A 12,599-nucleotide genomic window follows, 5' to 3' on the forward strand; every position below is an offset into this window, starting at 1 on the left:
AAGACCTAGTTTGTGTACTGCCGCTATCAAAGAAATCAAAGGAGTGAAGAAACAATGATTAAAGGCTTACAGGCAACGGAAACTTACAAAGAAGAGTTGGAAAAAAATTTTATCGTGGGGCTAGCCAAAACGGCTGCAGAAAAGCAAGAAATCTATGCTTTTCGCTACCAGGTCTATGTGGAAGAAATGTCACGAAAGTTGAAATCAACGGAAAAACAAGGGGGATTGCTCTATGATGAAATGGATGATTGGAGCTATCTAGTCTACGTCAAAGCCGGATCGCAGATCGTTGGCGCTGGCAGGGTTAGCATTGGAGAGATAGAAGAATTCCCGCCAGACTTAATCCACCTACTCTCTTTAGATCGGTTTCAGAAGTTCTATGAAGGAAAGAAAGATCGTAAATTTGCGCTTAGCACAAAGGTTGCGGTGGCGCCAAATTACCGTAATTCCCAAGTTTTATACCTACTTATAGCGAAAGGATATGAACTATATTGTGAACATCGGGTGCAATTTAGCTTTGGTGGCTGCAACATGTATTTGCTCCGTTTATATGAAGAGGTAGGAGTCCGGCGTTTTGGCAGGAGTTTTGCAGACCCAGGATACGGATTAATTACGCCGATCGTTTGGCTTGTTGATGATATCGAGTATATGAAAAAACTGCACTCCCCATTTTACCGTCTAGCACGCAAAAGACAAGGATTAAATAAACAAGTTGTCGACTGGTTTTTTAAGGAATTCCCTGAAGCCATCAATGTAATAAACAGTCGATTAATCACAGAAGAAGAATTGTGGAAAGTCCTGTCTGCGCGTTTAGGAAACTCGCCGGAAAAAGTTATGCCGATACTCCAAGGACTGTCTGAGACTGAAGCAATGAGATTCTTGCACGAATGCGGCCTGGTTGCCCAGTGCTATGCTGGCGACCGTATTACAACCAGCGGCGACCCCAGCAACGAGCTTAACATTTTGCTTTCAGGCGAGCTGCAAATAACCAATGCCGGGCCATCTGCCAATAGAATTCATCCTGGCCAGCATTTCGGCGCTGTCGGTCTGGTCGACCACACCATCCACACCCAGGATATTATGGCGACTACGATGACAGACATACTGGTGTTGTCGCGTATTTGTTTTCCCAAGTTCCAGCGCCGCTATCCGGCTATTGCCCATCAGGTACTAAACAATCTGCCGCATATAACAAATACAGGGAGGGCTAATGATGCAAAGCAAGCTTGATATATTGCTGGTTAACAGTATGGCGCCGCGTCAACGCATCGCCTCAGATGCGGCGTTGGAAAATAGCCTGGCGACTCTGCGCACCTACTTGGAAGACAAGGATTTCCGGGCAGAAATTATTGACGAGCAAAGGATTTCTGCTACAGAAGCAGGTGTGCCCCAGTGGTGCTTGAAACTTTTGCAGCTTATCGTCCGGCTGCAAATGAAAGCCTATCGCCTGAAGGTGAGGTTTTTCTGGCTTATCCTCATGTTGATTGGCTGGCCCATCCAGGCTCTGTCCATGCATTACAGAAACCAGTATTTGAACGGCAAGATTGACGACATCAGCCAAACCGTGCGTGATAACAATATCCATCTATTAGGAATCAAGGTTTGGTACGGCGATGCCTTTAAATGGAGCAAACTGCTTGCCGCCAAAGTTAAGTCCGCCTGCCCCGAAGTGATTATCATCGCCGGCGGACCACAGATAAAAGTATACGGGGAACACGTCTTGCATGATACTGATTTTGATGTGGCGATCATGGGTCCTGGTGAAGAAATACTGGAAGAAATGATTGTTTTAGACCGGCAGGTCAACAGCAAAAGCGAATTTCTCCACAGGTTTCATGCGGAAATTAGTCAATCACGCTTGGTTAAATCAGGAATTTTCCAGTGCGGGGAGGCCGCAGCCACACAGCAGGAACAGCGGTATCAGCATATTATCCCCCGCTATAGAACAGTAGATTTAGCGGACAAGCTGCTATTTCATACCTTAGTCGACGGTGTTGGCTGCACCTGGAATAAATGCAACTTTTGTTCTCATACCAGGCAGGCCTTCTACCAACCACGCCCTGTACAGGAAATAGTGAAAGAATTCGAATTAATGAGCCGGCAGGGTATTGGCTTTTTTCGCTTCAGCAGTTCAGAGACGCCTGTCGAACATGGCAGGAATATTGCCCAAGCGATTCTCGAAAAAGGACTTACGGTTAATTACTCAATGTTTGTCCGGGGGGTTAAAGTGACCCCTGAAGTTTACGATGCTTATTGCCTGCTGATACAATCCGGACTGCGAGCCGTATTTATGGGGGGGGAAACGGGTCATGACCTAATCAATGAAAAGGTCATGAATAAAGGTATTCATCAGAAAGAGCTTGTGGACACCATCAACTGCATAAGGCTTGCCGCCACAGCCGTAGGCAAAAGCTGCCGGATTGGGTTGTCCTTAATTTACCCCACTCCTGTGGTTGACGGTGTTACTTTACAGGACGTGTTTGAAGAAAATATACGTCTAATTCAAGCGACAGTGCCGGACACGGTAATTGTCAATCCACCGGCAGTCTTTCCTGAAACCAACTGGATGAATAACGCGGTTGCATTCGGCTTTTCTATTGCTCCGGATTTTGTCTACAATCTGATGCAATACGAGTATTCAACTTATAAGCCGGTTGAGTTATGGGGTAACCTGGGTTTTGCCTTGCAGGGTAAAACCACGCCGGAACTCATTAAAGAAACAGGTAGGTTAAGAAGCGCGATTACGGCTATGGGCATTCCAACAGATATTTCCGATGAATGTCTGATGATGACAGAAGCCACCGGCTACACCACCAAAGCTGATTTGCTGCAATTCAAAAACGAATCCTTACAAGACATCATGTCCGGGAGTAATCGCTACATGAGAGAAGTAATAGAAAAAATCAATGCTCAAGGCCGTCGCATGGCAAATAGTAAACTCCATATAATCTAACGATTTATCATCATACACATAAACTTCTCATGTAGCACAAGATTATAAACCAGTTGGCCAATTAAGGCTGCCTTCATAGTTTGCCTCTAAGAACATCAAAAAGGATAAATCCTCACCCCTTGATTTGACAAGAGGTGAGGATTTTTTTCGCCATTACCAATAATAGAGTTACCAGCGCCTGCAATCAGTTTTTCTAGGAATGGATAATCCTTGTATACGCTATCTGGATACTATAGTAGACCCACTGTGCTGTTTTTTCCGCCTCAATCAGTCCCACCATTCTCAACCTGTTTAAGTGTTTTGATGTGGCAGACTGTGAAACAGATAAAATCTGCTCAATTTCGCAGACACATTTCTTGCCGCTTTGAAGACAGCACATAATCGCTATGCGATTAGAATCTGCAAGCGCTTTTAAAACCTGACGTAATTCATAGACACCTACCCGAATACCTATTACATTCTTATATTCCCATATTGGAATATGATTACTATCATTATATGATTGCCTAGTGAAAATGCAATCCTTAGCGCAAATCTAAATTCATTGTTTTTTGGCGTGCATTAATGCTGCAAAATATAAAGGAGAATAAATTTAATTCTCAAAAGAACATTCTATTTTCAATATCTCCCCGTTTCACTAATTTTTCTGCCATCAAATAAGAATCGAATAATAGTTAGTATTTCCGACGACTTCATCTGGTCTTCGTAGCCTAGTTCTTTAAATTCGGTCCAGATACTATTTTGTATTTCATGAGAAATCTCTTTAAGCTTTCGAATTTCTGCAACAACAACTCTGATTTCGTCATTATCCATTAACATAATAATTCCCTGTGCTCTTAGTTTGCCAATCATTACAAGAAATATTGCTACTTTTTTTATTGGTGACAAAAAAGCTTCCTCCTTGGTAGTTAGTTCGGTTATCTATTGTATTCATATAATGAATTCTAATACGGATATGGTCTTCCTTGTAGTAGGATGATTACTTATTTACTCCGAATAGATCTTTTTGAAATAAGTCAATAAATTTTTTACTAAGCACAGGATCAAACTGTAGCCCTGCACCTCTCTTAATCTCCTCTAACGCTTGATTTATAGTAAATGGTTTTCGATAGCACCGTACCGAAGTCATCGCATCATAGGAATCGCATAATGCTAACATTCGGCTAAATTTTGGTATATCCTCACCCCTTACTCCTTCCGGATAGCCCATACCATCATATCTTTCGTGATGATAGCGAACTGCTTCGGCAATCTTTTCAAATCCACTTATTTCAGCAAGAATATTGGCACCAATATCAGGATGGCGCCTAATAAAGGTAAACTCTTCTTTCGATAACTTGGCTGGTTTGTTTAAAACATCCTCTGGTACTCCAATTTTACCGATATCATGAACAACCCCCGATAAATATGCTAAATTTACTTGTGTTCGAGGTAATCCTAGAAATTCCGCAAACTCCATCATTAAATTCGCCACATGCTCACTATGCTTTCCGGTATACGTATCTCTAGCGTCTATAGCCTTGGCAAATGATCTAATAATATCGACACCTATATGTTCGAGTGCTTCTTCAAATGCCTTATAGTGGTTAATTGGCGTATAACACGCCGCCACATATTGCGGCTTCCCTGATTGATCCCGTTTTAGATAGGTATTAACTAAACACCAATTATCTTTAACGAATATTGGTATATAACATTCTACTCTGGCTAATTCTTTATTGACTTCTAAAGTTTCTATCAGCGGAAAATTATGTTTTCCTTGATAAGAAAGGTCTTTTCCTCGATAAAAAGGTTTCTTTCCTTGATAAAAGGCATCAGAAAGGGAATGTCCGAGTATATTATATTTCTGATTTTCAACCCAACGGCAAAAAGCATTATTTACATAGTGTATGATAAAATCAGCATCAATTACAATCCAGCCATAATTTTGCCGATTATTAATTACATCAGCAATAAATGCCGTAATTTCAACGTTCATAAATAAAAATCCACCAGTGCAACTGACTGATGACTCAGTAATAATGAAAAAAGCTCTTTTCTCAACACCGTACCACCTTTATTTTATCCAGACTGCAATGATAACTATTTAAATAATTTAATCCGCTTATTTTGATAACAAAAAAACCAGGCAGGTTGCCTGGTTTTTTTGTCCATATATCAGCAACCTGGCAATCATAGAAAAAAATCTTTAGACCCATGGCTTTGCGTCCTTATCTTTCGATAAGTTTGCCAAAAATATTAACTTTTTCCTTATATTACAATGATTTACATCAATAGTCAAGACTTTTGTCTTAACAAAATAGGACCAAAGTACTACACTTTGATGCTTAATGTCCTAAAAGCCTAACTATTCTCTGTTGTTCCCTATCATTGGTGTTGTAATTAAATTAAAGTCTCCTTCTTTGTGGGAACCGGTATATCTAAATCTTCCAAATCTAGTTCCAAATTTAGTTTGTTGAATATTTTTATAAACTTTGTTAAAATGATTTGGTATATTGCTTACGGATAGCATAATTCGAAGAGTCCTGTTATCAAAGATCAAACAGGCTCTTTTTTATTACCGCGCAAGGAGGAAATGCGTATGATTTCTAAAATCATGTGGAAAAAAATACTGTTTATTATAATTAGTTTAACTACCGTTATTATCACCGTAGGCGGTATCGCAGCTTATGCCTTCGTTAGCAAAGTCCAGGTCCCGGCTACAGAAAGCAAGCAGCCTTCTTTACCTGTTCCTCTCGTAACCATAAATGAGCCCGCAGAAAAAAACCGCATTAACATCTTGCTATTCGGTTTGGATGATGGTGATCCGGATAATCCAGGGAGTCCAAGGCGTTCTGATACTATGATGGTAGCAAGCCTTAATCCCGCTGATAAAACCGTTAATATTTTGTCAATTCCGCGAGATTCGAAAGTTAATATTCCTGGACGGCCTGGTTTTGACAAAATAACACATGCATTTTTTTACGGTGGTCCTAGTCTTGCGGTACGTACGGTAGAAGAAAATTTTCATATTCCGATTAATTATTATATCACAATTGACTGGAAGGCTTTTATTAGAGTTGTTGACATATTAGGAGGCGTAAATCTTAACGTTGAGAATGATATGAACTACGACGATCCTTATGAAAATCTGAGTATTCACCTTAATAAGGGTTATCAGCATCTAAACGGAAAGCAAAGCGGCGAATATGTACGATATCGCCATGATGAACTCGGTGATATCGGCCGCGTTCAACGCCAAGAAAACTTTCTAAAGGCCCTTTCAAGCCAAATGCTACAAGCAGGTACAATCCTAAAACTGCCTGCATTAATAACAACCATCGGTCAATATATACAAACAGACATGAACATGTATACGATGGCTAAGATTGCTAATTTACTCAAGGATATGAAGGCTGATTTTCTTTACTGTCAAATGGTACCAGGAGATTTTGCAACTATTGACGAACTCAGTTATTGGCTTCCGGATATGGCAGAATTACAAAAAATCGTAAATAGTAAATTTACAAATCAATAACTGATATAAAAAGACTAAGCACGTTTTGTTTTGTGCTTAGTCTTTTTAAGTGATAACCGACACTATACTGAGATTTCTAAAAACAAATACAGTAACGGCTCTAAAGCTTATTGGCAAGCTAATGCACATCTGCATTACTTTTAGGCGAGTCCCTTGCCCATATTATCAAGGCCACAAGCTATTATGAATAATCCAACCACCATAGAAAATGTATCATAGAATTCAAAACTTCTTGTTTCCCATAAAGAAAGTGTGTCCCCAACAAAAGCTAAACCAAACGTAGTTTCAAGAATTCCATAACTTAAACGAAACCTGCACCTTATCACATATGCAAAAAAACCTAAAATTACAATAATACTTGCTAGACCGTAAATACCAATTACATTATTAATTGTTTCAATATACCTAGATAAAGAACCTAAACTACTCCCTAATAATGCAGCAAAAATAAAAATAAGATACTTCATGTAATTTTTTACTTTCATTTGCATAAAAAAAACTCCTTTACCAAATAGGTTCTATCTTATCTTCAGTCTGAAGAACGCCGTAGCCTCAATATTAATCAATTATGACGATTTAAATTGCAGCAGAATCGTTATTTGTCCTTAGTAGAAGAAAGTGCTCAGTCACAAATAATTCTTTCCAAGCTAACAGCTCGTAAGATAAGCAACCAATGGCAATGTAACTAAGCAAAGAACTGTTGTAATCATGATAGCGCCAACCGCACAGTCTTCGTCCGAATCATTCGTCCGAGCAAACATTGCAATTGCTGCCATACTTGGCATTCCTGCAAGTGTTGTAATAAACGTAATAATTTCTGGTTGGACATGAAAAAATCGCAGTGTTGAAAATATAAACAGCGGAATAGCTACCATTTTTACAACAACAATTGCATAATATTCTGTTTTTGTTAAAAATCTTCTGGGATTACAAAAACAAAAGGTACCGCCGATGTAAATCAACGATAATGGGGTTGTCGTATCGCCAACAAATCCAAGGGCTTTATTTAATGTAACAGGTAATTTCCATTCCATTAAAATAAACAGAATGGCCAAAAGAATACTCAGCATTGCAGGGTTTACTATATTCTTAAGATTAGCCGTTAAAGAGCCGTGTTCCAGTTTTTTCTCCGGCACAGTCAGATAGAAACCGATAGACCAAAGCATTATCTGATCAATAACGGTAAAAATCGCCATATAAAGCATTCCACGTTCCGGCAGAATGCCTAGAATCAATGGAATCCCGATAAAGCCTACATTACCAAACATTGTTGAAGCATGAAAAACCCGTGCGTAATTTCCAGTTAAAGAAAATGCTCGCTTAAGTATAAAACCTGCAGCCAAAAGCACTCCATACATAAAAACTGTAGACAAAACAACCTCTGAAAAACAAAAAAGCATATCGGCACGGGTCGCTCCATTAACTGATTTATGAAAAATCATAACTGGAAGAATTAACCGCATAATCAGCTTTGATAAATCACCCAGATAAAATTCATTTAAGGCCTTTGTTTTTATTGCAAAAATCCCCAGCAAAATTATTATCGTGAAAATTTCCAATTGTGTAAGTACAAGATAAAAGTAATCCATAAACCGCTCCTTTATAAAAAATGCTAAATTAACTGTCCATCAGTCCTTATTGTTGGAGCGATTAGCCTAAAACCATGCCTCCAAAATTTCAAGTTCCCGGTAATTGGGCTATTATGGCATAAGACTTTATAGTGTGACACTGAATACGCAAATTTACCAATTGCTAATGAAGGCTGACAGTATTGAGATAACTTACAGTTAAATTACTATTTTTGTTCGATTTCCGTAACACATTCATTTTTGATCTTACCAACCAAAAATTGTAAGGCATCAATAACATTCGGCCTGATATCGCCGCCAATCAAAACATACATTATATCATCGCCTAGGGTAAGCTGGCCTTCATTCAGCCAAACCTTTACATAGAAAATGCCCTTCATTTTATAGGTTTCAGCAATTGCTGCATCCACTTTTGCTGCATCATATGTGAATTCCATTCCCTTTACCAGCGAACCGTCATCAATCCCCTGGCGAACCTGGAGTTTAGGGGTCTGGCGAACAACGCCATTATGAATCAAAAACATGCCTTCTTGTAAAGCGGCTGGATCAGCTTTAGCTTCTCTCAGCCAATCATCAATGGATGGTGATACCTTCTTTATTTTCTCATTTATCATAGCTAGCACGCTCCCATCTATTAGTATATATTTTGTTGCCTAATAATTTGTATATTTTTCCCTAGCAGCAAGAGGAATCCCTGCCAAATAAAAAAAATTTGACAGAAGTTCTACTTTTTTCATTACTGCCAATGGCACGGTTATCTTTAACTCGAAAGACATCTTTTCCATAAATATATAGTACCGCCAAGTGACAGCAAATACAATGGCAATCACTTAACGGTACAAAAAATTGAAAAAACATTTTCATAAGTAATCTTTTACATCAATTGCTAATAGGACTTATTTTCGTATTCTTCACATCAAAGAGAAATTTATAAATAGAATCCTTTTTATCTTCATACAACCATACCAAAGGTTTAGTACGTTTTTGCACATAACCCCAGTCTATAGTGGCTGCCACAACTCTGCTAAGAATAAGGCTGGAAGCATCGTTAAAACTAAGCGCTATCTGTAGTGACCGGTCATTATCATTTTTATTAATTTCAAACTGCTCAAGAATTCTTTCATTTTCCTGATCATTATCGAAAATTTTTACCTGGCGCCCAAGTGTATTTGCTAATATATTTTGAAGGCCAAAATATACTCCTTCAAATCGCTTATTCATTCAAGCACCTGCTTTTTAATTTTTTTAGACTCATATAAATACCTTCTTCCAAATTAACAATTTATTAAGAATATGCCATATAATCCAACATTAATCTTCCATAATACCCCAATAGGAATTCCTTATTATCCTTATTATAAATAGCTAGACAGTATCTGGAATAAAACAGTACGGAATGAGAAAAATAAAAACCGCAATAAATATGTATCATAATTTGATACCATATATCTCAATATGGCACATCAACATTGTATCATTCCTCTGTAGCCATTGCAATAAATATTCCAAAACACTAAAAAAAATATTTTACCCATTAAATGCTGACTTTTGCTATTTTTCGCTTAATGTTAGACTTATACTAATTTTATCTCTCTTATAGTTTTTTCCCAAAAAAACAAAAAATAGCCTTTTATAATTTTCTGCTTCATTATATTTGTATATGAGTTGCAAATTTACATTTTACTTGATAGTATATAAGTGAAAAAAAAGACATGAATGGTACAAGGCAAGGAGTAAACAATGAATAGTACAATAATCCAGTCGATAGTTAGATCTATTGATATTTTGAAATGTTTTGAAGACTCGGAAGAACTAGGAGTAACAGAAATCAGCAACAAGGTTGGCCTTCATAAAAGTACAACCTTCAACATCATTACCACTCTGGAGAGATGTAATTTTCTTGAAAAAAATTTGAATTCTGGCAAATATCGCTTAGGCACTGAATTATTTAGACTAGGAACTAAAGTTAATATAAGTATGCGAAAAATTGCCCGGCCTTATTTAGAAAGGTTGGCTTCGCAATTTAAAGAAACAGTAAATTTAGTCGTAAGAGATGGCAATTATGTAATTTATATTGAAAAGATTGAAAGCCCTCACTCTATGCGTATAAGTACAATGGTCGGAGGCCGTCTTCCTATTAATGCCACAGCTGTCGGCAAGGCTATTCTCTCCGGGTTACCTGATGATGAGCTTACTCAATCCCTTGCTGAACTATCTTTCGTCAGATTTACAAAGAAAACCATCTGTGATAAAAACGAGCTTACGCATTATTTAACAAACGTCCGTCTTGCTAAATATGCTGAGGACGTTGAAGAATTCGAAATTGGCTTAACTTGTGTTGCTGCCCCTATATTTGATCATACTGGAAAAGCGATAGCAGCGATCAGTGTCTCAGGGCCAACAACAAGAATGGTTAAACCATTTCGTGAACAAATTGCCGAAGAATTAATTAAGGTCACTAAAGACCTTTCCAATAAATTTGGCTATGAAGCAATGTAAGGCACTAACAACAAACATGTACGTTGCCTTTAATTCCTATTGAAACCCTTAAATGCTCAACAAAAAGAAGACAGTAAAATCGATTCTTATGTCGATTTGCTGTCTTCTTTTTTGCGGGATAGGTAAAGCACCTAATTTAGATTTTTTTGCCACAATTCGTATTATTTCTCTTAGTAAATAAAAAAGGAAAAAGGTATTTAATCTTTATTGAAAATGTACAATGATAATGGTAAAATATCAATACCATAATATAATACACAGTCTTATATTATGGTATTGATATTAATAAGTTTCTATTGTAATTGAGAATATGCTAGGAATTATTTAATCTGCATAATAAACACAATAATTATTACATACATGCAGAGAAATATTCCGTAAACATTCAGAATGCAACCAGGTTATTCTACCGCCACCGATTATATCCGTTCACTCGGTTTTGGCTCAGGTTTGGGACTATCTACAATTGATAATTATGCTAACAAATTCTCAGTTCATTCGAATGTCGGGCATGGCGCAAAAATTTATATCATGATTAAACATTATTAGTTAATTCATTAATGCAGCATAGTTTTTAAGTTTAATACACCAATAAACTAAACACTGCCTTTGAAAAGTCGTAAACGTTAATTAGTGCAACGTAAACCTACCACCACTAGGTTTATGTTGCACTAATTAATTATAAAGAGTTATACTTATTATGAATGCTATTATGACTAATGAATGTGCTTTCCAAATCATCATTTTGGAAATTCACTAAAAAACAATCTCTGTTATTTCTTTATTCCGGAATGCTTTATTAATTATATTATTAATCCCAGGGAGGACGAATATTATGCTAAAAAAAATTCTATTAAGTCTAGCAACCATTTTTTTATTAGGTTTGGGAATTGCTTATGCAGCAACACAAGCACCAATTTCTAATGCACCAAGATTTATAGAAATACGTAACGACGGTATGTCAGTCGATCAATTCGACACAGAAACACTTCAGTATGAAAAAGATTGTTATAGCGATGAACTATTACTTAGCGTTTGGATTAAAACTATAGATACAAACAGAAGTGATTACAATCTTTACCATTATTTATTTCGCCAAAAAAACCGCGAATTTATGCTTTTAGACCAAATTCATGTTAACTCGTCCGGAACAATAATACGCAAAGTCTCTACTACCTATGATCCAAACTCATGGACGCAAATTGTACCGGAAACTGATCCTGAAAAATGGTACTCATCTGTACTAAAATACGCCCAAACCAATGACAAAAAACTTAAAAAGCAGTATAAAAACAGAAAAACAGATTACAATCAAAAAAATACTGATGATGGCTTTTTAGAATACTTTAGTGGCATCCCCTTGTTTCAGAAATGATTAACTAACTACCAAACGCGTTGATAATATGATTATATTGAACAGTATCGTTTTTTAAATATATTTCAAGTATATCGAATCTACAGGCCGAATTAGTAAGTTTGCGGCTATGCATAAAACACAACGCCGTATTTATTATTTTCTGCTGTTTTTTATAATTGACAGCTTCTGCCGGCAACCCATAATTACTCGAACGTCTTGTCTTAACTTCGATAAACACCACGTAATCTTTATCTTGGGCTATAATATCGATTTCACCAGTTTTAGCCCGATAGTTAGTTGTAATGATTGTATACCCGCGCTTACGTAGATATTTCACGGCAGAGTGTTCCCCTTCAGTGCCGGTTCTAATATGATTCATATCTCCTCCGCACATTCTGTCTATCTTTTACCCAAACGCTGATCCAACCGGTAGATATAAGCTAATACCTCAGCCACTGCTTGGTATAGTTCTGGAGGTATTTCTTGGTCCAGTTCAACCGCCATCAGCATACCTGTAAGCGTTTTATTTTGATAGATAGGAATCCCATGCTCATTTGCAGAATGCAATATCCTGCCAGCTACGGCACCTGCACCTTTTGCCACAACTTTCGGTGCGTGACCGTCGTGTTCATTATATTTTATTGCAACAGCTTTAGGTAATTTGTCGCGTTCTATATCAGACAC

At 37.5% G+C, this 12,599-nt stretch carries 14 protein-coding genes and 1 riboswitch; of the genes, 5 read left to right on the forward strand and 9 right to left on the reverse strand.

Features of this window, described 5'->3' with window-relative positions; all coding sequences use genetic code 11:
* Nucleotides 1-54: 54 nt before the first annotated feature.
* Both BLR65_RS01705 and BLR65_RS01710 read left to right on the forward strand, forming a co-directional pair.
* Nucleotides 55-1,230 (forward strand): GNAT family N-acyltransferase, encoded by a 1,176-nt coding sequence (locus tag BLR65_RS01705; protein WP_093791800.1) that lies wholly within the window; start codon nt 55-57, stop codon nt 1,228-1,230.
* The gene (locus BLR65_RS01710) at nt 1,211-2,953 is read left to right on the forward strand and encodes a B12-binding domain-containing radical SAM protein (protein WP_093791802.1); all 1,743 of its coding nucleotides are present in this window, start codon (nt 1,211-1,213) and stop codon (nt 2,951-2,953) included. The genes BLR65_RS01705 and BLR65_RS01710 overlap by 20 nt, the downstream gene beginning before the upstream one ends.
* Nucleotides 2,954-3,146: 193 nt before the next feature.
* Here BLR65_RS01710 and BLR65_RS31670 read toward each other — a convergent pair whose 3' ends face one another.
* The 3 genes from BLR65_RS31670 to BLR65_RS01725 form a co-directional block, all read right to left on the reverse strand.
* Entirely contained in the window at nt 3,147-3,488 is a 342-nt protein-coding gene (locus tag BLR65_RS31670) for an ArsR/SmtB family transcription factor (protein WP_425441007.1), read from the reverse strand.
* Between the two features lie 83 nt (nt 3,489-3,571).
* Entirely contained in the window at nt 3,572-3,841 is a 270-nt protein-coding gene (locus BLR65_RS01720) for a hypothetical protein (RefSeq protein WP_093791804.1), read from the reverse strand.
* Between the two features lie 91 nt (nt 3,842-3,932).
* Nucleotides 3,933-4,931 (reverse strand): HD-GYP domain-containing protein, encoded by a 999-nt coding sequence (locus BLR65_RS01725; protein WP_093791806.1) that lies wholly within the window; start codon nt 4,929-4,931, stop codon nt 3,933-3,935.
* Nucleotides 4,932-5,109: 178 nt separating this feature from the next.
* Nucleotides 5,110-5,194, reverse strand: a riboswitch (cyclic di-GMP riboswitch).
* 340 nt (nt 5,195-5,534) lie between these two features.
* Here BLR65_RS01725 and BLR65_RS01730 point away from each other — a divergent pair.
* Nucleotides 5,535-6,470 carry an LCP family protein gene (locus BLR65_RS01730; protein WP_169716857.1) on the forward strand — a complete coding sequence of 312 codons (936 nt, stop codon included), beginning with the start codon at nt 5,535-5,537 and terminating at the stop codon, nt 6,468-6,470.
* A 140-nt stretch (nt 6,471-6,610) separates the two neighbouring features.
* On the opposite strand, the gene BLR65_RS01735 is transcribed toward BLR65_RS01730, so the two are convergent.
* The 4 genes from BLR65_RS01735 to BLR65_RS01750 form a co-directional block, all read right to left on the reverse strand.
* On the reverse strand, nt 6,611-6,961 hold the full coding sequence (locus tag BLR65_RS01735; RefSeq protein ID WP_093791810.1) for a hypothetical protein: 351 nt from the start codon (nt 6,959-6,961) through the stop codon (nt 6,611-6,613).
* A 156-nt stretch (nt 6,962-7,117) separates the two neighbouring features.
* Complete coding sequence (locus BLR65_RS01740; RefSeq protein WP_093791812.1) at nt 7,118-8,059, reverse strand: AEC family transporter; 942 nt, start codon at nt 8,057-8,059, stop codon at nt 7,118-7,120.
* A 206-nt stretch (nt 8,060-8,265) separates the two neighbouring features.
* Complete coding sequence (locus tag BLR65_RS01745; RefSeq protein WP_093791814.1) at nt 8,266-8,673, reverse strand: molybdenum cofactor biosynthesis protein MoaE; 408 nt, start codon at nt 8,671-8,673, stop codon at nt 8,266-8,268.
* Between the two features lie 265 nt (nt 8,674-8,938).
* Entirely contained in the window at nt 8,939-9,280 is a 342-nt protein-coding gene (locus BLR65_RS01750) for a hypothetical protein (RefSeq protein ID WP_093791816.1), read from the reverse strand.
* Nucleotides 9,281-9,799: 519 nt separating this feature from the next.
* On the opposite strand from BLR65_RS01750, the gene BLR65_RS01755 reads away from it, so the two are divergent.
* Both BLR65_RS01755 and BLR65_RS01760 read left to right on the forward strand, forming a co-directional pair.
* A complete protein-coding gene (locus BLR65_RS01755) occupies nt 9,800-10,558 on the forward strand; it encodes an IclR family transcriptional regulator (RefSeq protein WP_093791818.1) in 759 nt (252 codons plus the stop codon).
* 835 nt (nt 10,559-11,393) lie between these two features.
* Nucleotides 11,394-11,933, forward strand: coding sequence for a hypothetical protein (locus BLR65_RS01760; RefSeq protein ID WP_093791820.1), 540 nt, complete (start codon nt 11,394-11,396; stop codon nt 11,931-11,933).
* 4 nt (nt 11,934-11,937) lie between these two features.
* Here the strand turns inward: BLR65_RS01760 and BLR65_RS01765 are convergent, their stop codons facing one another.
* Nucleotides 11,938-12,294 (reverse strand): YraN family protein, encoded by a 357-nt coding sequence (locus BLR65_RS01765; RefSeq protein ID WP_093791822.1) that lies wholly within the window; start codon nt 12,292-12,294, stop codon nt 11,938-11,940.
* Nucleotides 12,295-12,314: 20 nt separating this feature from the next.
* Nucleotides 12,315-12,599, reverse strand: coding sequence for an EscU/YscU/HrcU family type III secretion system export apparatus switch protein (locus BLR65_RS01770; protein WP_093791824.1), 285 nt, complete (start codon nt 12,597-12,599; stop codon nt 12,315-12,317).

It is taken from the genome of Sporomusa acidovorans (assembly GCF_900101845.1).
Taxonomy (GTDB): domain Bacteria; phylum Bacillota; class Negativicutes; order Sporomusales; family Sporomusaceae; genus Sporomusa; species Sporomusa acidovorans.